The sequence below is a fragment of the Adhaeribacter radiodurans genome (assembly GCF_014075995.1).
In the GTDB taxonomy this organism is placed as follows: domain Bacteria; phylum Bacteroidota; class Bacteroidia; order Cytophagales; family Hymenobacteraceae; genus Adhaeribacter; species Adhaeribacter radiodurans.
Window position 1 is genome coordinate 358611 of sequence record NZ_CP055153.1, and the last position, 22379, is coordinate 380989.

Consider the following 22379-nt stretch of genomic DNA (forward strand, 5'->3'; position numbering starts at 1 on the left):
TCTCAGCTTAATCCTTTTAAACTTTTTAATAATTTTTTATTGTTAAGTAAAGGCACGCGGGGTATTACTAAGTTAACAAACTTTAAAATTTAACTTTTTAAGGTAGTAATTTCATAATAAACATCTATTTAAGGTTGGCTTATATGTTTGCAGAGTTAAAAGGCTTTAAAGAAAGCTGCGTTATTTACTAATTTGCTAAAATCTGTGATTAATAAAGAAGTTGAGGTAATTTCATTAGGCGTTATTGATTACCAGGAAGCCTGGGATTATCAGGAAAAATTATTTGCTGATACGATTGCTATTAAAACAGCTAACCGTAACCTGGAGCCATCGGAGCGCAAATTAACTTCTAACTATTTAATATATTGCCAGCATCCGCACGTTTATACTTTAGGTAAAAGCGGGAAAGAAAGTCATTTGTTGCTTAATGAACAAAGCTTACAAGATCATCAAGCGAAATTTTACAAAATAAACCGAGGGGGCGATATTACTTATCATGGCCCAGGGCAACTGGTGGCTTATCCTATTCTGGATTTAGATAATTTTTTTACGGACATCCATAAATATCTGCGGTTTTTAGAAGAAGCTGTAATTTTAACCTTAGCCGATTATGGCATGGTGGCCGGACGTATTGCGGGGTTAACCGGAGTTTGGCTGGATTTTGAAGAACAAAAAAATCCCCGAAAAATTTGCGCTATGGGAGTTAAGTGCAGCCGCTGGGTAACCATGCATGGTTTGGCTTTAAACGTAAATACTGATTTAAGTTATTTTAACCACATTATACCCTGCGGCATACCCGATAAAGCAGTTACTTCTATGCAGCAAGAGTTAAACGCAATAGTTTCGTTGGCCGAAGTAGAAGAAAAACTGTTATTTTATTTTGCAAAACTTTTTGGAGCCTCCTGCCATATACTGTCTCATGAGAGAAGATATTAATTTTGATCCGGTAGAAGGAGTATCTATTGCTATCGTTACCGAGATGAATGAGGTAAATGAACCGGTTTGGAACGTTTATCTCCTAAATCAGAACGATGTTTACCTCGACAATGTATTGGTTTCATCCAAAGGCTATGGTGAGTATAAAGGCGAAGACATAAAAACTTCTATTCTGCGCCATATGTTCGAGCAAATACAGCCAAAAAGCTTCGCTAAGATTGAACCAATCGATCCTGCCATTTTCCATATTTATAACGAGTATTGGGTTAGTTACTACATTGGCCGCAAGATTTACGATAAAAGATTCGTTTTCGTACCAGATTCTATTGTAGAAGAAAATCTTATTTATATTTCTATGCTGGGCCGTAAAGGGGTTTTACACAGTTAAATTATTGTTCTGAACTGCATGGAATAATAAATAAAAAATAAGCCTGATTTTTGTACTATAAAATTCTATTGCTAGCAAATACTTAGGCTTAAAATTTAAAAGTAAGCACATTACTTTTTTAAACACTTTATGATTTCATTGTTGCTTTCTTTTAGTTGGTCATTCTTAATTGCTTTATTTGCGGTGCCTTCTATTATTTATGTGGCGCATTTAAAAAATATTCTGGACCAACCTAATCTTAGAACTGTACACGAATCTCTAACTCCCCGATTGGGCGGTTTAGCAGTATTTGCTGGTTTTATGTCGGCATTAACTATATTCGGAGATTTAAGTAATGGCGTACAGCAGCTCCTGGCAGGTTGTGTAATTCTTTTCTTTATTGGGTTAAAAGATGATTTAGTAACTATTTCACCGTTTAAAAAATTTGCCGTGCAGTTACTCGCCAGCGGTATAGTAATGGTAATGGCCGATATCCGGATTACTAGTTTTCAGGGTATTTTTGGTATTGATGTGTTACCGATAGGAGTTAGTTTTGCTTTTACCTTTATAATGATTGTAGGAATTACCAACGCTATAAACTTAATAGATGGTTTAGATGGTTTAGCCGGCACTATTGTATTAATTATAACCAGCACCTTTGCCTGGTTCTTTTTTATGTACAATAGCAACTATTCTTTTGTAGCCGTTTGCCTCATAGGCGGAATATTAGGATTTCTACGCTATAATTTTCATAAGGCCACTATTTTTATGGGGGATACGGGTTCTTTGCTATGCGGATTTATTATATCAGTACTAGCCATTCAGTTTATTGAAATGAGGGTAGTAAATTCGTCGCCGGCTATTACCTTGGGTATATTATTTGTGCCCTTGTTTGATACCGTACGCGTTTTTATTATTCGTATTTCAAAAGGTATATCGCCTTTTTCACCTGATAAAAATCATATCCATCACCGGTTATTAGCAATAGGTTTCAGCCAAATAAATACGGTACTTATTTTAGCTTTCATTAACATTGCCGTTATTGGCTACGTTGTTCTTCTGGATGAACTGGGTAACTTGTACTTGTTAAGTTCGCTGATACTTTTTTCTGTTTTGTTAAGTTTCGTTTTAGGTGTATACAAAACTAAAAGCCCGGCTCGTATTTCGGCTTGATGGATTATATCAGGCTTTTATCGTCGGGTTACTATTGGGAATGCTCTGGCTGCCTGGCAATTTGCTGGCGCAGGACGGACGAAGTATAAACCTGAAAAACAAAAATCAGTTAACTTCCGACTGGCTGGTTTTTAAACCTAATCAAAATCGCCTTACCTTATATTTACCCGATTATCATGGGCCGGTAAATACTTTATATCAGTGGATCAGCATTCGGCCGGGGCAGCCTTTTAGAATTTCTTTCACCGCCCGCCAAGATTTATGTTTGTTCGTAGATAATCAATTAATATTTACCGCCGATTCAGTGGCGAGCTACGAAATAGATTTAGCTAAATTAATACCTTATCCAAATACCCAACATCGGTATTTATTATGCATCTGGCATCCGGGAGGTTTATTAAATTACCAAACATTTCGAAATGCAGTACTTACCCCGGAAGAAGCAGCTAATATACAAATTGATGTAAAGCCAGTAAGTGCCGGATTAGCAATTAAGCCTAAAAATTTGCCTAACCAAAATGTGTTTATTTTATTTCTGCTTTGCATAGGCTTAATCTATGGTAGTCTGCGTACCAATTACACGGCCGATTTTTATAGTATATTCCGGCTAAACACTTTTTTACGCCGGACTGGATTAGATGAAGGGTTTTTGGCCAAACCAATTAGCAGCTGGTCGAGCATTTTATTTGTGCTTTCCTTTTCGTTGTCTTTTGCTCTGGTAATTGTTGCTATTCATACCAATGTGCAGAACAATGTTATCTTCAATCGCTTGTTTTTGGTTTCCGAAGCGGATATTACCTCTAGAATACTTTTTTATACCTTCCTGATTTTTATTTTTATTCTGTTGAAGTATATCTTTTTAAGGGTAATGGGAGTAATATTCGGTTTAAAGTCATTAGTACTAACGCAATACCGGGAGTTTTTGCGTACTATATTGTTTATGGGGCTATTTTTTCCGGTAATAATGCTGTTGTATTTAGTGCTGAATACCGTTAATCCGAAGACAGTATTATTAGTTTCAAACATAGCAGTGGCCAGTATTCTGGTTTTTACAGTCTTAAGAATATTTTACACGCTAAATAAAAAAGTCTCTCTTCGTAATCTTCATTTGTTTTCGTACATTTGCGCCACAGAAGTAATACCGCTTATTATACTTATTAAGTTGATTGTTTTTACCTATTAATAACTTAAAATAAGCTGTTCTTACTAAAAGCGACCTTAAAAATATATTAGATTAATAGGAGTAATTTATGGCCGAGAGTACAGAAAAGCCGGGTACTGATAAACATTCCATTAAAATTAAAAGTATTTTAGTTACCCAGCCGAAACCAACCAATGATAATTCACCGTATTTAACACTTGCTCAAAAATATGGTATTAAGGTTGACTTCCGCGAGTTTATTCAAGTAGAGCCGGTACCTTATAAAGAATTCCGCAAAGATAAAGTTAATATTCTCGAGCATACTGCTATTATTTTTACTAGTCGCAATGCGGTAGACCATTTCTTCCGGATTTGTGCAGAAAGTAAAATTGAGATGCCAGCCGAAATGAAATATTTTTGCATTTCGGAACAAACAGCGTATTACTTGCAGAAATATATTGTACTCCGTAAAAGAAAATTATTTACCGGAGAAAAAACTGCTTCTGATTTATTTGAAGTTATTAAGAAACATAAAAACGAGAAATTCTTATATCCTTGTTCGAATATCCGCAAGGATGATATTCCGGAGTTTATGCGGGCTAATAACTTTAATTTTACGGAAGCGGTTATCTATAAAACCGTTCCGGCCGATTTATCTGATCTGGCCGAAGTAAAATACGACTGTATTGCCTTCTTCAGTCCATCCGGAATTAGCTCCTTGTTTATTAACTTCCCAGACTTTAAGCAAAATAATACCCGGATTGCAGCCTTTGGCCCTACTACAGCTCAAGCAGTATTAGATGCTAACCTGGAGTTAGATATTGTTGCCCCTATGCCTAATGCTCCTTCTATGACGGGAGCAATTGAATTATACATTCAAAAACAAGCCGGTAAAAAATAGCCTTTCTTCTACAAAAAAACGTACGGTTGAAAATATAAGAAGCGAGCAAAAAATCGTTATGATTTTGTGCTGCTTTGTTTTTGCATTATATTTTTATCTATTTTTGGTTAGGTACTGTATACGCAAATAGTACCTAGTAGACCATATTTATCTGTAAACCGTACTATGAGGAAATATCTTTACGTTTTAACAATTTTATTTACTGTTCGCATAAGTACTTTCGCTCAGCAGCAGCCTCAGTTTAGTCATTATAGTTTTAATGGCATGTATTTGAGCCCTGCTTACGCTGGGATTACAGATAAAACAGAAATAAACATGTTATATCGTTACCAATGGGCGGGATATAATGCTAGCTTTGACGGAGGCGGAGCTCCCAAAACTGGGTTAATTTCTATTTCTCTTCCGGTACGGTTTTTGGGTGGCGGAGTAGGATTATACGCAACTAATGACCGGTTGGGAGCAACAGAATCCACTAGTGCTGCGTTAGCTTATTCAGCTCACATTAAAGTAGGTACTGGTAAGCTTGGTATAGGTATACAAGGGAATTTAACTAATATAAAAAAAGGTGATTATCGGCCGAACGATCCAGGTGATCCAAGTGTTCCGGAGAACAGTTCAGATAGTAAATATGATATTGGTGCCGGGCTCTGGTACCAGTCTTCAATATTGTACATTGGCGGAGGTATAAATAACTTGTTGCAGTCAAAATTTAGATTTGAAGACAGTGCCCGTAATGAGACTTCTGGCTTTGGTTTGTTTACGGCACGTAACCACGCCTATCTTACAGCCGGTTATTACCTCAACGTTTCTCCTGCTGTAACCGTAGTACCCACTGCTATAGTAAAATATGATTTAAATAAGTTGTCGGTAGAAGCAGGAGGTAGAGCTATTTTGAACGAAAAGTACTATGCAGGTGTTGGGTATCGGCACCAGGAAGCAGTAACCGGAATGGCAGGAATTTATTTACTTAGAAATAATGCTTTACAATTAGGATATGCATTTGATTTAACAACTTTTAATCCTGAGGCAAAAGCACTTACTTCACACGAAATAATTCTTTCGTACTCGATTCCCCGGCCTGCAAATATTATAAAACCAATTATTAGGACTCCAAGGTATAGTTTCTAGGATATATACAATAAAATATAAGATTAGATACTTTAATATTAAAATAGTGATTTTCAATAAGATAAATAATTTAGTGCCTTTATAATAAATACTTTGCTTGAGCGTTGAAAAATTGGAGGAATACTAAATAATGGGTATTGTTTTTGATATTTCTCTTCTGTACCTTTGCCAAGTACTAAAATTGTAATAGTTATATTTGATATTACTTCTTTTTTTACCTTCGTTATGAATAAATTTCTAAAATTGTCTTTTATTGCTGTGTCAGTAATAATTCTAGGCGGCTGTGGTATGCGTGGCGGACCTGAAGGAGACGTTATAGGGGTGCAGGATCGTCCGGAATTCAATCCGCAGGAAGTTCCTTACGGGATGGTTCCTTGTCCTGGTGGAACATTCCACATGGGGCAAACCGATCAAGATATTGCGGCCACTATGTCTAATTTAAATAAACAAGTAACCATCCGTGGTTTTTACATGGATGAAACCGAAATAACCAATAATGAATACCGGGAATTCGTTAATGCAATCCGGGAAGATTCATTAGATATATTAGGCGAAGAATTTGTGATGACCCAATTATATCCGGATACTACTGTTTGGATGCGGGATTTTACTTATTCTATGGGTGATCCTATGATGCAGTACTATTATACGCACCCAGCTTTTGATAATTATCCGGTTGTAGGGGTAGATTGGAACGCAGCTAAGTATTTCTCTGATTGGCGCACGAAACGCAAAAATGCATTTTTAGTAGAAGATGGCCAGGCAGCTATGCCGGATTTCCGGTTACCTTCCGAAGCCGAGTGGGAGTATGCGGCTCGTGGTGGCCGCGATATGGTAACTTACCCATGGGGTGGTCCATACCTGCGAAATGCAAAAGGTTGTATGCTGGCTAACTTTAAACCTGGTCGGGGAGATTATTACAGCGATGGTTATTCTTATACCGGACCAGTAGGTCAGTATTTCCCGAACGATTTTGGTTTATATGATATGGCAGGTAACGTGGCCGAATGGTGTGCAGATGCTTATTATGATGCCGCTGTGCCAGTTGTTTGGGATTTGAACCCGGTTTATAACAATGACAACGAACCCCGCAAAGTAGTAAGAGGTGGCTCCTGGAAAGATGTTGCTTATTTTCTAGAAACGGGAACCCGCAACTTTGAATTTGAAGATTCTGCCCGTTCTTACATTGGCTTCCGTAACTCAATGATTATGTTAGGTGATCGCCAACGCTCCAGATAGTATTTAACTAAGAATTCTATTATACAATAAAATTAATTAAAACAAAGCCCGACTAGTTCAAACTAAATTTTTAGCAAAACAGTTAATCCATCATCTATTAAAAAAACAAATTCTAAAACAAAATGAGTAAAGCAAAAGGTGGCAATTTCCTCTTCGATGTGATAATGCCAAAAGTATACGGTATTGGTGCCGCAGTTGTAATTGTAGGAGCTCTTTTTAAAATCCAACACTGGGAAGGCGCTGGAGCTATGCTTACCGTTGGTCTTTTAACGGAGGCCATCATTTTCTTCTTGAGTGCTTTTCAACCGCAAAGCCATGATGTAGACTGGACTCGTGTTTATCCGCAATTAGCTGATGATTACACCGGGCCGAAAGCCGCTCTGGTTCCTAATGCACCTTCTGTTACCGGCGATTTAGACAAAATGCTGCGTGATGCAAATGTTACTCCTGCTACTATTAGTACTTTGGGCCAAGGCTTAAACCGCTTAAGCGAAACTACTGCTCAAATGGCTGATTTAAGCGATGCTACTGTAGCTACTAAAGAGTATACATCTAAAGTAAGAACAGCTGCTGGTTCCCTGGAAAAAATTAATGAAGCTTACGCTACTACAGTTGATGCTATTAAGCAAATGACTAGTGCCACTTCTAACACTCGTGAATACCACGAACAAGTACAAAATATAACGAAGAACTTAGGCGCATTAAATGCTGTGTACGAAATGGAACTTCAAGATGCCAATAATCATTTAAAATCAATGAACAGGTTCTATGGCAATTTAACAGTGTCCATGCAAAACCTGACTGATGCATCTAAAGATACAGAGCAGTTTAAAAACGAAGTAAGCACCTTAACTAAAAACCTGCACTCTTTAAATAATGTGTATGGTAATATGTTAAATGCAATGCGTTCTTAATACTGATTTAACTATTATTTAAGATAAAAATTAACAATCCGAAAGAAATAGGTTAATATAAGAAATGGCTGGAGCAAAAGAAACCCCAAGGCAGAAACTTATTGGTATGATGTACTTGGTACTTACAGCGCTGCTAGCGTTACAAGTAAGTTCTGCTATTATTTTGAAATTTAAATTTCTGGACGACAGTTTGATGACGGTTAATAATAAAACCAAAGCAGATAACGATGGCGTTCGGAAATCAATTGAAAGTACAGTAGCAAAAGGCGGTAACCGCCCAAATGATAAAAAAGTATTGGATCAAGCGTCTGAAGTTCGGGCGAAAACCACCGATATTATCAATTATGTGGAGGGATTGCGGGCTGAATTAATAAAAAGATCGGGTGGCATGGTAGGCGATACCTATAAAGACCCCAGTGCAGAAGATGCCGTAGCTACTTATATGATTGGTGCAAATAAAGGAAAAGGAAAAGCTTACGAGTTAAAAGACCGATTAAATAAGTATGCGAATGAAATGCGAGTATATAACCCAAATATTCCGCAATTAGCTTTAGATGCAAAAGATGATCCTGTTGCTAAAAAAGACAGAGTTCAAAGAAGTAAAGATTTTGCCGAGTTAAACTTTGAAGCAACCCCTTTAACTGCCGCTTTAGCTGTTTTAGCTCAGAAAGAAACAGAGATATTAAAATACGAAGCCGATGTTCTGCAGGAACTAGCAAGCCGTGTAGGTGCCGATATTATTAAATTTGATAAAATATTTGGTAACTACAGTGCTGCTTCTAACACCGTGGCCGCTGGTACCAAATATTCTGCCGAGATGTTTATTGCGGCTACTTCTAGTGCAATTGCTCCCCGTATGTTCTTTGAAGGCCGGCCTGTAAAAGTAGAAAATGGTCGGGGTAAAGTTGAGTTTTTGGCTTCGGCCGGAGCTTACGACAAAGATGGTAATGCTAAGAAAACCTGGAAAGGTCAGATTAAAATGACTCAGAATGGTCGGGATACTACTTTTAATGTATCTGGCGAATATACTGTTGCTAAACCGGTAATGTCTATCCAATCTGCTTCGGTACAAGCTCTGTATTTAAATTGCGGAAACAAATTAGATGTGCAGGTACCTGCTTTAGGTGCTTTGTATGATCCAGCTTTCTCCGCATCGGGCGCTCAAGTTTCTAAAGGAACTAAAAAAGGTGAAGTAATGGTGTTGCCAACAGCCAGACAAGTAACTCTGAATGTTAGTAGTGGTGGTGCTGCTATTGGCAATCAAACTTTCCAGGTTCGTCCGGTTCCGCGCCCTGAAATTGTTTGTCTAGCAAATGGCCGTCCGGTTGATGAAAAAAGAGGATTACCTTCGCCAGGTCCGAGACAAATCACAGTGGAAGCAATAGCAGACGAAACTTTTAAAAATATGTTGCCGCAAGATGCCCGTTTCCGGGTGACTGAATTTGAAGTAACATTAGCCCGGGGTAAAAATATTGTGCAAGAACAATCGTTTAGTAATAAAGCAGCTAATATTACCTCAATGGCAGCACAAGCTCGTCCTGGCGATCGGTTAATTGTAACAGTAAAAGAGTTAAAACGAGCTAATTACAAAGATCAATTTGAAGACGTGCCAGTAGGTAATAGATCTTTTACAATTGCCTTGAATTAAAATAATAAATATGAATAAGCTTCTGATATTGGTTTTGAGTGTTGGTATATCAGTGAGTGCCTATGCTCAACAAAAAAAAGCTACTGGTACTCCTACCAAACCAGCCCAAACACAACCTGCGCTTCCTAAAGCTACTGGTAACCCAGCTAATACAAGGTCGGCTGCAACACAGCAGTCAGCGGCTGGTGGATCAGCGAATGGGGGGGCAAATCAGCCAGCTACTACTGTAACAAGTGGTAATGCTTCTGCCAGACCGATACCAGAAACGGATCTCATGTATAAAAAAGTAGTTTGGCGAGGTCTGGATTTACGGGAAAAGCAAAATAAACCTATGTTTTCGGTGAATAAAGAAATTACAAAAGTAATTATCGAGGCCGTTAAACGGGGTGAATTAATTCCATACAGAAATGATTCCATGACTACGCCCTTATCCAACAATGAGTTTAGTGTTAAATTAACTAAGCCGGATGAAAGCGGTGATGCCATGTCAGAGGAGGAAAAGAAAATTTTTGGTAATGCTCCTGCAGCTGAAGAAGACGATGTTTTTGCTAAATTAAATAACAAAGGCAAAAAAGGAGCCACTGCTGCTGCCACACAAACAGTCAACTTAAATGAATTCTTCCCGAAAGAGCTTTATCAATTGGAGATGAAAGAAAACATTGTCTTTGATAAAAAACGCTCTCGCATGTATTATGATATCCAGGCTATTACTTTAGTAATACCGGTAAAATATTCTGCGAAAGGTGTTGAAGAGCGCATTGCTTCTTTCAAATATAGCGATTTAGTAAAAGTTTTTCGGGCGCATCCAAACGAGGCTATCTGGTATAACGAGCAGAATGATGCTCAGCATAAGAACTTAGCCGATGCTTTTGATTTGAGATTGTTCAGTTCCTATATTAAGAAAGTGTCGAATGCAAACGACGACGATCTGGCTACTATTAACGAAGGCTCTCAGAAGGGTTTATTAGCTTCTCAAAAAGCATTGGAAGAATTAATAGAATGGGAATCAAGTTTATGGAGCTACTAGGATTTTAAACTAATAAAATAAAAAAGGAGGCATTTGCCTCCTTTTTTATTTTATTAGTTTTCTTCAGAGCAAGTTTAAAGCTTGAACAGCTTGACCTAATTCCTGAATAATAAGCGCTACTTTATTGATTTGTTCGTGTATTAGTTCTGCTTTAAACATACCCGTATCAAGGTGCAACTGTTTTTTAACTTTAGTAGATATATCAATAAGAGAAGGTTGCAAAACACTCTTAATATCCGGAAAAGGCAGCTCCCTAGGAATAGTATCCGTAAAGGGTATTTCTGTTTTTATAGAATCAGCATAATGAGTTAACAGTTGAGCGTAATTTTGCAAAACTAGAATAACTTCCGGAAAAAATTCATTTGTATCAATACTAGGTAGTAAGGCAGCAAAAGAAGTAAGTTCCCGGGTTAAACGCTTATTCTGGTAACTAATATTCTGGGCAATCTGAAGTTTTTGTTTTTTTGTTCCAGGCTCTAACTGTAAACGAACAACAGAATCGGCGATAGTTATATTAGCAATTTCGGCTTTTCTACGGTCAGCAATAATTCGGGCATGAAAACCCGTTTGAGCTACAAGTTCATGTTGCAATTGTAGAAGCAAGTCTCGGTTAGCTATAAAGCCTTTGGCCATTATGCCGCGTACTTGCGAACGTTCCCAATCCGGCCAAAGTAAAAAAGCTCCTAAAATAGCTAAAATCCCACCTAAACTAGTCGCAAATAAGCGATAGGCAGCATAATGCCAATCAATAGCACCCGAAATTTCAAACATAGCAACCAGCAGCATAGTAACAAACACTACCGCTACGGTATAGTTGCGTTGCTGCAGATAGATGAATAAAAAGCAAAAAAGGGCAATAAGCAGGATATAATAACCCGTAGGAAGCAGATGAATTAAAAGCAGAGTACTTAAAGCCGCACCAATAGTGGTGCCGGTTACCCGTTGCAATGCCTTTTGCTGGGTGGTACCATAGTCAGGCTGCATAACCACCATAATGGTAAGAGCAATCCAGTATCCGCGCGGAATGTTAAACCCAAAAAATAAACCTACTGAAAGAGCCGTGAGTAGCATAAGCCGTAAAGTATGCCGAAGTGGTACTTTACGAAAATCGAAAAGCCGTTGAATGGATACTAACTTAACTACTGGTTGAGAGGGAGTGGAAGTAAATTCATTGGGGAAATTAATCTTCTTTTCCTTTATTCTATTAAGTAGCAGTTGTGCATCCTGTAAATAATGAATAGCCGATTGAAATAAAATTAAAATCCGGTGCAGGTCTAATCTAACGGCTATATCTAAATCATTGGTATTAAGATGTTGTTCCAATTGTTGAGTGGCCTGCACGAACTGGGTTACACAATTTTCAAGATGAGCAAAGTCTTTGTTTCGATTTAATACTAATAGATTCGCAACAGCTTTAGATGCTTGGCAGGCATAATTTAAACAGGTTTGTAAGTCCGTTAGCCACGGGCCATTGGGTTTTTGACGGCGGATAGTTTCCAGGTTGGCAAACATAGCTACCAACGTAGCACCAAACCTAGACGATGCCCGAACGGTTTTTAGTAAGTCGCGGCGGATATAAAATAAGCGACGTTTTTTTTTACGCAAAAAAGGCAAAACATTGTTAATAGCATTCCGCAGAACAATTTCTTTTTTCTGAACCTTATCTTCCAGTTCTTTACTTGTATCGTTCGCTAATAAAGCGGCCAGATTACCACTTAATTCCCAAGGCAAAGCTAAATTGGTGTAATAAGGTAAATCAGGGCGAATTGGCCAAAAGAACAAGATAACCATGGATGCCCAAACACCACCGCACCAGGTAGCTATCATTCGGAACAATCCGGTTTCTATATTATGCGGGCCATTTAAAGAAAGCAAGAACAAAATAACGGCACATAAACTAAGCGCCTGACCGTGGGCACCAATTTCTTTCGCTAATGAGGATATTCCTGCTATTAGCGCCATAGTTACTATTGCCCACCACATATTACCACCAACTAAGGTACCTATAAAAGGAGCCAAACTTATAAAAATAAGGCTAGTAGCTAGAATAAAGGCTTTCTGAAGATAGGTGGTCTGAATTTTAGCACCCAGTAGCAACTGCGACGTTATAGCGGCAAAGCTACCGTAAGCCGGTACATTGAACGCATACGAAATTACTAAAGGAACAACCAAACCAAGTGTTACCAACAAAGCTCGTAGCACATCTGGGTCAAAGTATTCCTGCCGGAGAAAAGAGCGAAATCTAATTAAGATATTTTTGAATACCATGCTCCGTTTTTCAATAATAAGCTTCGCTGAATGAATAAAAGCAGAGAATAGTATTTTATTTATTTGTTCGCGCTACAAAATTCACCGGACCTTTTGTAAATAAAGTAAACTATAGCTTTAGATGTAAGAATTAAGCATTGCTTTCCTGATTAAAATAATCGAGTAAAATCTTGGTTTTAGCTTTACCAATTTCTGCCACAAGTTCAGCTTCTGATAATTCTTTTATTTTTTTTACCGATCTATACTTAGTAAGTAATTTTTGAGCGGTAGTAGGACCTAAGCCTTTAATATCAGTTATTTCCGTTTTTAAAGTACCCGCATCCCGGCGATCCCGGTGAAAAGTTATGCCAAACCGATGCGCTTCGTTGCGAATACGTTGTAATAAGCGTAAAGATTCTGATTTTTTATCAATATATAAAGGTAGCGTATCTCCGGGATAAAATATCTCTTCCAGTCGCTTGGCAATACTTATAACCGCTACTTTGGTGTAAATACCTAAATCTTTTAAAGCTTTTACGGCCATACCCAACTGACCTTTGCCACCATCAATCACAATTAACTGTGGCAAAGGAGTACCCTCATCAATTAACCGACGATACCTACGCGTGACAATCTCGTACATAGAGGCAAAATCATCGGGCCCAACTACCGTTTTAATGTGAAAATGGCGGTAATCTTTTTTGCTGGGTTTAGCGTTCCGGAAACAGACCATAGAAGCCACCGGTGTAGTACCCTGAATGTTTGAATTATCGAAACATTCGATATGTTTAGGCAATTCGCTAAGGCGCAAGTCCTTCTTTAGCGTTTCCATAATCCGCACCTCATTAGTATCCTTGGACTTTTCAGTCATGCTTTCCTTTTCCTTGCGCAGGTAAAGCACATTTTTAAGCGACAAATTCAAGAGTTTACGCTTATCGCCAATTTGAGGAACTGTAATGGTTACATTATCTAAAGGTAACTCCAGTTCAATGTTGGTGAGTATTTCTTTCGATTCACTTTCAAAATCGTGACGCAACTGCACAATAATGGTTGCCAGAATCTCGGCATCTGTTTCGTCAAGTTTTTTGGTTATCTCCAGCGATTGCGTCTGAATAATGGCTCCATTCATTACTTTTAAATAGTTGATGAAGGCGCATTTTTCGTTAGAAGAAATAGTAAAAACATCAATATTGGTGAGCGTATTACTCACCACCGTAGATTTAGCCTGAAAATCTTCCAGCACATCTAACTTTTGCTTAAAACTGTGCGCCAGTTCAAATTGCATTTCCTGAGCGGCGGCTAACATTTTATCTTTAAAGTAATTTTTAGCTACTCCCAGGTTGCCCGACAAAATACTGCGAATTTGTAAAATATGCTGGTTGTAAGATTCCTCATCGTACAAATTCTCGCAGGGACCTTTGCAATTACCAATGTGGTATTCGAGGCATACTTTAAACTTACCCCTTTCAATATTTTCCGGCGATAAATTATACGTGCAGGTACGCAAGGGATATAAGGCCCGAATCATTTCCAACACCACGTTCATGTTGGTTACGCTGGCGTAAGGGCCATAGTATTTTGATCCGTCGTTAATTTTATTGCGGGTACTGATTACCCGCGGAAACCGCTCGTTAGTAATGCAAATAAACGGGTACGTTTTACCATCCTTTAGTAAAATATTATACTTAGGCTGATATTGTTTAATTAAATTGTTTTCAAGTAAAAACGCATCCCCTTCGGTATCTACAATGGTAAACTGAATATTACGGATGTGAGAAATTAGTTTTTGCGTTTTTTTATTGTGCTGCGTGGATTTATTAAAATAGCTGCTTACCCGCTTCCGGATATCTACTGCTTTCCCAACGTAAATAATGTCATCTTTCTCGTCGAAAAACTTGTAGATGCCGGGTCGGTTAGGCAAATGCTTTATCTTCTCTCGTATTTGCTCGTCGGCAGGCATACTTTTTTAGTTTATAGTTACTAAAAGCCGGATTTTAGATTAATAAATTTGCTTATCATAAAGAAGATGAAGCTAAAAAGGCAACGCCTATCAACCTGAATAAACAATGATAATAGAAAGTCTAATGGCTAGTATTTACTATCTAACATCTAGATTCCTTCATCTAATTGAATTTCCGGATTTAATATTTGCTCCTGATTAATCGAATCGCCGGCAATACCAGGATTATTGTATTTGGCACAATCAATTTCTACTGAAAGAGGCGCAGTAGGTTTCGGAAACGGACCAGTATTAACGGGTATACTTTTATCGGCGAGTACCTTTTGCATAAATAAACCATACGTGGGTAGCGCTAGTTTATTGCCTTGGCCGTAAGCGGCACTCCGGAAGTGAATGCTGCGGTTCTCGCCTCCTACCCACGACCCACATACTAAATCAGGAGTAATGGCCATAAACCAGGCATCCGAATAATTACTGGTAGTACCGGTTTTAGCGCCAATTTCGTTTTTGAGTTTATGCCGGAAACGTAAACCATAATAAGAAGTACCGCCCTTTATATCAGCGCCTCCTTTTAGTAAATGCACCATTAAATAAGCCGTTTCTTCGCTGATTACATCCCGGGATTTAGTAACAAAATTCAATAGTAAATTGCCGTTTTTGTCTTCTATACGGGTTAAGTAAACTGGTTCAATCCATTTGCCTTTGTTCACAAAAGTACCATAGGCACCACATAATTCGTATAAGGACACATCGCTAGAGCCAAAACCTACTGCGGGTACCGGATCAATTTCAGAAGAGAACCCAAGACGCTTAGCATAATTTACTATTACTTGTGGCGTAAGTTTCTGCACTAAATGAGCGGTAACCGTATTTTTAGAAAAAGCCAGTGCTTCGCGCAAATTAAAAGAACGACCAGAATAAACATTATCATCATTTTTAGGCGTGTAAGCTGGTCTGCCATCTTGCGCCGGAAAAGTTACGGGTACATCCATTACTTCGTAACAAGGCGAGTAACCATTATCAATAGCAGCTAAGTAGGTAACTGGCTTAAAGGTAGACCCCGGTTGGCGCCGTCCCTGCTTTACGTGATCGTATTTGAAATACTTATAATTATTGCCACCTACCCAAGCTTTAATATGACCATCGAGTGGGTTCATGGCCATAAAACCTGTATTTAAAAAGCGTTTGTAGTAAGCTAACGAATCCAAAGGGCTCATTACTACTTCTTTTTCACCGGGCGCTTCCCAGGTAAATACCTTCATCGGTATTTTTTTGTGCAAGTAATAATTTATTGAATCCTTGTTACCCTCATACCGGTTATCCAGGCTCTTATATCGATCCGTCAGTTTAATTTGTTGCTCCAGAAAACCTTTTATGGTAGCACCATTTTCATTCGTCCAGGGTTGGCGGCCCATCCAGTAATTGGCAAATAATTTTTGTTGCTTTTGCATATTTTCCCGCACGGCTTCTTCGGCGTATTGCTGCATGCGCGAATCAATAGTTGTATAAATTTTTAGACCGTCTTCGTAGAGGTTATAGCCATTTTCTTTGCACCAGCGCAATAAAAACTTACCTAACTCTGTCCGGAAGTACGGAGCCATTCCGCTATTCTGATTCTCGACGTGGTAGTTAAGAGCGATTTTAGTATTCTTAGCTGATTCGGCTTCTTCCGGTTGAATAAAACCGTATTTCTGCATTTGGTCAATTACGGTATTGCGGCGCAACTGCGAGCGTTCCGTATTCTTTACTGGGCTGAAATAAGACGGACCTTTTAGTAAACCAACCAAAACCGCCGATTCTTGTAATTTTAAATCTTTGGGTGCTTTATTAAAAAACGTTTTTGCCGCCGATTTTATACCATAAGCCCCTGAACCAAAATCAACCGTGTTCAGGTACATAAGCAAAATTTCTTTTTTTGAATAAGACCGCTCCAACCGAATGGCCATAATCCATTCTTTAGTTTTAATAATGAGCATGCGAAAACCAGGAACTGAACTCAGCAAACCTTTATTTAAATCGGTGCGGGTACGAAAAAGATTGCGCGCTAACTGTTGCGTGAGCGTACTTGAACCCCGATCTTGCTTACCAGTGAGCTTATAATAAATTACCGCAAAAGAGCCTTTAAAATCAATCCCGGAGTGTTCTTCAAAACGAATATCTTCGGTAGCAATAAGAGCATCAATCAAGTTTTGGGGCAAATCGGGGTAATCTACCGGAGAGCGGTTTTCCAGAAAATACTTACCCATTAACACGTTGTCTTCTGAATACACTTCAGAAGCTAACACACTTTTGGGATTTTCTAAAGCACGGAAATCTGGTAGTTCGCCGAATAAATTTAAAAAATTGATACTAACTGCATAAACGTATAATATCAGGGCCAGTAAGCCAGCCACAAATACTAACCAGATTGTTGCGATTATTTTAGAATAATAGTTACTCGATTTAGGCGAAGCCATGTATTAGAAATAATTATTTTTGTAAAAAGTAAGATAATCTTCCAGTTTACCTTCTTTTAACAAAATAGGTAAGTTTTCAGAAGAGATAGCAAAGGTAGCAAATTCTATACCTCTGATCTTACTTAACGGCGACTGTGGCGCTTTTTGTTTAGTAGCGTAATTAACTGCCTTTTTACCAGTGTCAAATTCTTTAATTACTAAAAGGTTTGTAGTGCCATTAAAAGTTGTTGAGTCAATACTTAGGTTGTCAGCCTGATTGAATCTAGTGTTGTAACCAGCCATTTTAGTGTAAACATCTTTAAACGCCGGGTGCGTTTTCGGATACGCAATAACCACTACGTGGGGTTGGGCCACATTCATGGCATAAATAGGGGCAGCCACTACCGGAGGAGTTGCTGGAGAGTTAACTGTAACGGCAGGAGAAGCCTTGGGTGTTGAATTATTTGGCGCAGGTTCCGATGAATTAGGCACAGGGTCTGACGAAGTTTCTGCTAAAGAATCTTGTGGCTGATCTGGTGAAGGTGTTTCTTGTTCAGCTACAGGCTCCTCCGCAACAGCAACAGAATCCGTAGGAATAGAGTCGTTACTTATTACTGAATCAGAAGGCTCTGCTGCTATTTCAGGAACAGCCTCATTGCGTGGACGACCTCTTCTTTGATTAGGTTGCACCTCTGTTTCAGAAGGCACTTGTTCCTCATTCGTTTGCTGCGCGGCTAATTCTTCAGGAGTAAAAGGTTCTTTTGTCTTTTTGGAGTGAGTTTTATTAAATTCTGCTTCCGATAGTTGCCCGCTTTCATAAGCTTCAAATGAGGTTAATATTTCTTCGGCTTTTGGCAGCAGGGTACTACCTGGGTATTTCTCTATAAACTGTTGTACCGCTGTTTTAAAAACTGCTGGTTTTTGCGTACGACCCGTAAGTAATACTTGTAAAAAAGCAACCCGATCGGCTAATTCATTATCCGGATATTGTTTTTGTACCTGGCTTACTAAAGTATAAGCAACTGGATAGCGTTCGCGGCGATAATTAACAAAAGCAGAATCGTATAATTGCCGGGCTCTTTGATTATTTGCCGAAACTTGCTCTAAATAATCTGGCTGATCGATCAGCTTCGCGTATTTACTACCCGGGAACTCCCGCTTTACTAAATCAGCATACGTTTTAGCCCGGTCATTCTTCTGCTCCTGATTAATCAGAAACAAACTATAGTACGCTTCCGATTTATGCTTAGTGGCAGGAAAACGCTGTAAAAGCTTTTCATACGTTTCGGCTGCTTTAACTGGTTCGTTTAATTGTTGCTGATAAATGGTGGCTAAGCCAAACATGGCCTCTTCTACCTGATTGTTAGAAGCCTGCATTTTTTCTGCGCCAATAGGAATATTCTGTAATAAATCCTTGCGAAAACTTGCAGAATTATTGGCCGTAGCCGTTGAATCTGGAGTAGCGCCCGTTGACGCATTGCCGGCAGCAGGGTCGTTGGCATTTTGTGCTACTGCAGATGCTTCGCGGTCTGAAACACGCCAGTTATCTTGCAATTGGCGGTTCCCCCAACGTTGGGTAAATTCAGCACGGGCACGGGCCACAGATGTTGGATTATCAAAATACCAGGTACCACCGGAACTAGTACTAAAACTATTCGGCCTATTATTCGGACGGCCGTTTTGACCGGGATTTAAATTAAAGGCATTCCGGACGTCACTACCATTATTATTTTGTTGGCGTTGTTGTTCCTGTTCTTGTTGGGCTTTTTTAGCGGCTGTTTCTATAATAGCATTAATTTTTTTATTTAAACTTGCTGTATCTAGCTTAGCCAGCGCTTGTAAGCTGTCCTGCGTTTGAATGGTAGTATACTGGGTAGCAAACTCTTTTAATATATCGCGTCGTTCCGAAGCGGCTAAATACTCAGCACTATTAGGGGGCATAACCTGTACGGCGCTATCGTAATAAGCGGAAGCTAAAGAATACTTTTGCAGTTTTTCGTAATAAATTTTACCGGCCAGTAAATAAGAATACGATTTTTGAGTTTCATTCGTGGAAGTAGCTTTAATCGCTTGCCGTAAATAATCAAGAGCCTTTTCGGGTTGCTGTTGCTTAAGCGCAAACTGAGCCATCTCGTAATAAATCTTATCCCGAAAATCAATATTCTTCGCGTCTTTCAACAACTTACTATAATATTTTTCAATCCGGGCTTTATCATTCGGGTCGGATAGTTCTGTTACCTGACCCAGATTTAATTTACTATAAAAGCCAAGTTCGTACGGTGGGTTCTTTTTTAAAATTTTAGTGTAAACTTCGTAAGCTTGTTTATCCTGCTTGGTTTGCTGATACAGTTGAGCCAGAATAAAGCGCGCCCGCGCCCGGTAATCCTTGTTCTTCATTATTGGTATGGCCAACTTTAAGTTGGTAATAGCCAAACTGGTATCTTTCTGCATTAAGTAATAATCGGCCCGGTTTAGAAATAAGTGAATGGCATTGTTCTTATTCAGCCTCACTTTTTTTAGTAAATCCGATACGGCATCAGCACTTTCAAAATCTCGTTGCGCTATAAAACTACGCATCAACCACACTTGCGACCGGAAACGAACCTGATCCTTTTTGCTACTGGTATTAACAAACCGGAACGTTCTGATGGCTTCGTCGTAATCTCCTAAATAATAGCGTGCTTTCCCAACCAATATATAGCTATCGCCGGTCCAGCGACTTTTAGGGTGCTTTTTAATAGCAAAGGAGGCTTTTGTGATAACATCTTCAAACTGTGGACGAAATTGAGAAGTAATGCTAGTGTCTGAACTAGGAAAAAAGGTTAATATTTGGTTGTAGTCATCGGGAGTTGCGGCAGTAAGTTTAGCCTCCGCAGCGGTTAAGCGTTCACTGCCTAAAAAGTAAGCATTGTATTGAGCAGTAGTATTATGATACACTTGGCCCAGCAACCCAGACTTTTCGCTGCTGGCACATTGCCAAAAAGAAAAGGCAAGGGCAAATAGAATAAAAATATTTAGTTGTTTTTTCTTCAAGGCGTAAGAGAGTATAAACAGCAAAAGTAAATAAGGTTCTAATTACATCTATTTTCTAATAACGTTTTTTCTATCTAACCTAACATAATAAGATTAGTAAAAAGTATTTATTCAATCTATTTGTATTTTTTTGATTGTTACGTTATTTGATTAAGCAAGTAAAAAAAGTAAAAAAATTTATGGGTTATTTTACTGCATAAAGAAACTACTTTAGAGAATTGTCAAAATAAACCACCAAACAGGCTACGTAGTTTCCGAAATTTAATAAAATTAAGTTGTACTTTTGAGGAAGTCCTTTACTCTATGATACCAGACAACCCTAGAGAAACCTCCGATACAGAGAAGGGAAAACTGCAATCCTACCTTAAATATTCCGGATTAGCTTTCCAGATGCTTATGGTATTAGGAATAGCTGCCTACGCCGGAATGCGGCTGGATGCTTATTTAGGAAATAAAAACCCATGGTTTACAATTGCTTTTATGTTATTGGGAGTAATTGGCTCTATTTACAAAATTATTATTTCAGTAATGAAGTAAGTCTTTTACCTACTTTGGTTAAGATGATTAAGGTAAACATTTTAATAAGTAATTTACTAAGATTTGCCTTTTAAAATCAGCATTCTGTTACTCAATTTTTGATTTTTGCCCTTTATAATTCTTTTTCTCTTACAATTAATTACAGTTATAGGTAATTATTGATATGTCTTTTATTAAAAGTTTAGGTTTAATTACAATAGTTCTTTGTTTGATTTTTGCGGCTTTGGTTTACCTGCAGGGCTATAACTGGATTCATCCGTACATTTGGTACATGATTTTGTTTTTCTTAATCGTAACAGGATTTACTTATTATATTGTTAGTGCAGGCAGTAAAAGTGATCCGGGCAATTTTCAAATGTACTATCTGGGTTCTACCTTATTCCGGGTGTTAATGTGCATGGGAGTTGTTTTTGTGTACGTATACTTTGCTACCCAGCGCGAATTGCAGTTTACATTAAATTTCTTTTTACTTTATTTTATTTATACTGGGTTTGAAATTTATCACATTCTGACTAACTTGCGCCGAAATTCAAAAAAGCAGCTATAATCCTTAGTTAGTTTTAAAGGGTTTTTACATAAAGTACTCTTGATGAATAAGTTACTTATTTTATTGTTTTCTTTCTTTACTTTAGCTGCCTCTGCGGCAGAGCCGACGCACGAAGATGCCAAATTTGATCCGGGTAGTATGATTACTCATCACATTACGGATGATTACTCGTGGCATTTTGCGGATAATCTGGTATTACATCTGCCCGTTATTGTTTACGGTAAAAATGGCTTGGAAGTATTTTCTTCCAGCAATTTCTATGATGAGCATCATCAACTGGTGCCTTATAAAGGTTATGTGCTCGAACATGGTCACATTTATTACGCCAACGAAGAAGGCGAGCCTTTAACCGAAACAACTGCCGATGGAAAAGAAAAGCACGTTGGTCCGTTAGATTTCTCCATAACTAAAAACGTGGCCTCGTTGTTTTTGAGTGTGGCTTTGCTTTTAATTATCTTCTTTACCGTAGCCGGGCGCTATAAAACAAACCGGGGCAAAGCTCCAAGCGGTGTTCAGTCGTTCTTCGAGCCTATTATATTATTTATCCGCGACGATATTGCAAAACCTAATATTGGGCCTAAGTACGAGCGTTATTTACCTTATTTACTAACTATCTTCTTTTTTATCTGGTTTAATAACTTACTGGGTTTAATGCCCGGCGGCGCTAATTTAACTGGTAATATTGCGGTTACCTTGGTTCTGGCAGTATTTACATTACTAGTTACCTTATTTAGCTCTAACAAAGCTTATTGGTCGCATATTTTTAAAACGCCCGGTGTACCGGCGGCTTTATTACCTATTATGATTCCGATTGAGTTAGTGGGTATTTTAACCAAGCCTTTCTCTCTCATGGTCCGGTTGTTTGCTAATATTACAGCGGGCCACATTATTATTTTAAGCTTGTTTTCTCTCATATTCATATTTAAAAGCTTTGCTATAGGTCCAATAAGTGTGGCATTTGCCATTTTTATGAACTTTCTGGAACTGTTCGTAGCCTTATTGCAAGCCTATGTGTTTACTCTGCTTACCTCCATGTACTTTGGGGGAGCGATAGAAGAACACGACCACGCCGATGACATGGGACACGGCGGACATTAATACTAATTAAGAATTTTTTTACTTTTTTTCACTATATAATTTATCTCT

Annotated in this window: 17 protein-coding genes; 13 read left to right on the plus strand and 4 right to left on the minus strand. The window is 38.4% G+C overall.

Annotation, left to right across the window (positions count from 1 at the left end; all coding sequences use genetic code 11):
• Positions 1-204: 204 nt before the first annotated feature.
• The 10 genes from lipB (at position 205) to porN (ending at position 10474) form a co-directional block, all read left to right on the plus strand.
• Positions 205-936, plus strand: coding sequence for a lipoyl(octanoyl) transferase LipB (gene lipB / locus HUW48_RS02030; RefSeq protein ID WP_246343651.1), 732 nt, complete (start codon positions 205-207; stop codon positions 934-936).
• Positions 920-1324 (plus strand): hypothetical protein, encoded by a 405-nt coding sequence (locus HUW48_RS02035; protein ID WP_182414088.1) that lies wholly within the window; start codon positions 920-922, stop codon positions 1322-1324. Before lipB ends, HUW48_RS02035 begins: the two co-directional genes overlap by 17 nt.
• A 129-nt stretch (positions 1325-1453) precedes the next feature.
• Positions 1454-2476: an MraY family glycosyltransferase gene (locus tag HUW48_RS02040; RefSeq protein ID WP_182414089.1), complete on the plus strand. Its 1023-nt coding sequence runs from the start codon at positions 1454-1456 to the stop codon at positions 2474-2476.
• Positions 2436-3659, plus strand: a complete 1224-nt coding sequence (locus HUW48_RS02045) for a DUF4271 domain-containing protein (RefSeq protein WP_246343653.1) — start codon at positions 2436-2438, stop codon at positions 3657-3659. Before HUW48_RS02040 ends, HUW48_RS02045 begins: the two co-directional genes overlap by 41 nt.
• A gap of 67 nt (positions 3660-3726) precedes the next feature.
• Entirely contained in the window at positions 3727-4518 is a 792-nt protein-coding gene (locus HUW48_RS02050; RefSeq protein WP_106930784.1) for a uroporphyrinogen-III synthase, read from the plus strand.
• Between the two features lie 165 nt (positions 4519-4683).
• Complete coding sequence (locus tag HUW48_RS02055; RefSeq protein ID WP_182414090.1) at positions 4684-5646, plus strand: PorP/SprF family type IX secretion system membrane protein; 963 nt, start codon at positions 4684-4686, stop codon at positions 5644-5646.
• 225 nt (positions 5647-5871) lie between these two features.
• On the plus strand, positions 5872-6885 hold the full coding sequence (gene porK, locus HUW48_RS02060; RefSeq protein WP_182414091.1) for a T9SS ring complex lipoprotein PorK/GldK: 1014 nt from the start codon (positions 5872-5874) through the stop codon (positions 6883-6885).
• A 122-nt stretch (positions 6886-7007) separates the two neighbouring features.
• Positions 7008-7799 carry a type IX secretion system motor protein PorL/GldL gene (gene porL / locus HUW48_RS02065; RefSeq protein WP_182414092.1) on the plus strand — a complete coding sequence of 264 codons (792 nt, stop codon included), beginning with the start codon at positions 7008-7010 and terminating at the stop codon, positions 7797-7799.
• Positions 7800-7863: 64 nt separating this feature from the next.
• Entirely contained in the window at positions 7864-9447 is a 1584-nt protein-coding gene (gene porM / locus HUW48_RS02070) for a type IX secretion system motor protein PorM/GldM (protein WP_182414093.1), read from the plus strand.
• Between the two features lie 10 nt (positions 9448-9457).
• Entirely contained in the window at positions 9458-10474 is a 1017-nt protein-coding gene (porN, locus tag HUW48_RS02075) for a type IX secretion system ring subunit PorN/GldN (protein ID WP_182414094.1), read from the plus strand.
• Between the two features lie 63 nt (positions 10475-10537).
• On the opposite strand, the gene HUW48_RS02080 is transcribed toward porN, so the two are convergent.
• From HUW48_RS02080 to porW, 4 genes are all read right to left on the minus strand, one after another.
• On the minus strand, positions 10538-12742 hold the full coding sequence (locus tag HUW48_RS02080) for an FUSC family protein (RefSeq protein ID WP_182414095.1): 2205 nt from the start codon (positions 12740-12742) through the stop codon (positions 10538-10540).
• Between the two features lie 130 nt (positions 12743-12872).
• Positions 12873-14681: an excinuclease ABC subunit UvrC gene (gene uvrC, locus HUW48_RS02085; RefSeq protein ID WP_182414096.1), complete on the minus strand. Its 1809-nt coding sequence runs from the start codon at positions 14679-14681 to the stop codon at positions 12873-12875.
• A gap of 149 nt (positions 14682-14830) precedes the next feature.
• Positions 14831-17137, minus strand: a complete 2307-nt coding sequence (locus HUW48_RS02090) for a penicillin-binding protein 1A (RefSeq protein WP_182414097.1) — start codon at positions 17135-17137, stop codon at positions 14831-14833.
• Positions 17138-17140: 3 nt separating this feature from the next.
• Positions 17141-20149 carry a type IX secretion system periplasmic lipoprotein PorW/SprE gene (gene porW / locus HUW48_RS02095; protein ID WP_182414098.1) on the minus strand — a complete coding sequence of 1003 codons (3009 nt, stop codon included), beginning with the start codon at positions 20147-20149 and terminating at the stop codon, positions 17141-17143.
• Positions 20150-20452: 303 nt separating this feature from the next.
• Here porW and HUW48_RS02100 point away from each other — a divergent pair, with 303 nt between their 5' ends.
• The 3 genes from HUW48_RS02100 (at position 20453) to atpB (ending at position 22331) form a co-directional block, all read left to right on the plus strand.
• Positions 20453-20686, plus strand: coding sequence for an AtpZ/AtpI family protein (locus HUW48_RS02100; RefSeq protein ID WP_182414099.1), 234 nt, complete (start codon positions 20453-20455; stop codon positions 20684-20686).
• Between the two features lie 163 nt (positions 20687-20849).
• The gene (locus HUW48_RS02105) at positions 20850-21233 is read left to right on the plus strand and encodes a hypothetical protein (protein ID WP_182414100.1); all 384 of its coding nucleotides are present in this window, start codon (positions 20850-20852) and stop codon (positions 21231-21233) included.
• Between the two features lie 42 nt (positions 21234-21275).
• Positions 21276-22331 (plus strand): F0F1 ATP synthase subunit A, encoded by a 1056-nt coding sequence (atpB, locus tag HUW48_RS02110; protein ID WP_182414101.1) that lies wholly within the window; start codon positions 21276-21278, stop codon positions 22329-22331.
• Positions 22332-22379: the final 48 nt, after the last annotated feature.

Coding starts and splice junctions, on each gene's coding strand:
- HUW48_RS02035 (WP_182414088.1), top strand. CDS start 920: ATGAGAGAAGATATTAATTTTGATCCGGTAGAAGGAGTATCTATTGCT.
- HUW48_RS02040 (WP_182414089.1), top strand. CDS start 1,454: ATGATTTCATTGTTGCTTTCTTTTAGTTGGTCATTCTTAATTGCTTTA.
- HUW48_RS02050 (WP_106930784.1), top strand. CDS start 3,727: ATGGCCGAGAGTACAGAAAAGCCGGGTACTGATAAACATTCCATTAAA.
- HUW48_RS02055 (WP_182414090.1), top strand. CDS start 4,684: ATGAGGAAATATCTTTACGTTTTAACAATTTTATTTACTGTTCGCATA.
- porK (WP_182414091.1), top strand. CDS start 5,872: ATGAATAAATTTCTAAAATTGTCTTTTATTGCTGTGTCAGTAATAATT.
- porL (WP_182414092.1), top strand. CDS start 7,008: ATGAGTAAAGCAAAAGGTGGCAATTTCCTCTTCGATGTGATAATGCCA.
- porM (WP_182414093.1), top strand. CDS start 7,864: ATGGCTGGAGCAAAAGAAACCCCAAGGCAGAAACTTATTGGTATGATG.
- porN (WP_182414094.1), top strand. CDS start 9,458: ATGAATAAGCTTCTGATATTGGTTTTGAGTGTTGGTATATCAGTGAGT.
- HUW48_RS02080 (WP_182414095.1), bottom strand. CDS start 12,742: ATGGTATTCAAAAATATCTTAATTAGATTTCGCTCTTTTCTCCGGCAG.
- uvrC (WP_182414096.1), bottom strand. CDS start 14,681: ATGCCTGCCGACGAGCAAATACGAGAGAAGATAAAGCATTTGCCTAAC.
- HUW48_RS02090 (WP_182414097.1), bottom strand. CDS start 17,137: ATGGCTTCGCCTAAATCGAGTAACTATTATTCTAAAATAATCGCAACA.
- HUW48_RS02100 (WP_182414099.1), top strand. CDS start 20,453: ATGATACCAGACAACCCTAGAGAAACCTCCGATACAGAGAAGGGAAAA.
- HUW48_RS02105 (WP_182414100.1), top strand. CDS start 20,850: ATGTCTTTTATTAAAAGTTTAGGTTTAATTACAATAGTTCTTTGTTTG.
- atpB (WP_182414101.1), top strand. CDS start 21,276: ATGAATAAGTTACTTATTTTATTGTTTTCTTTCTTTACTTTAGCTGCC.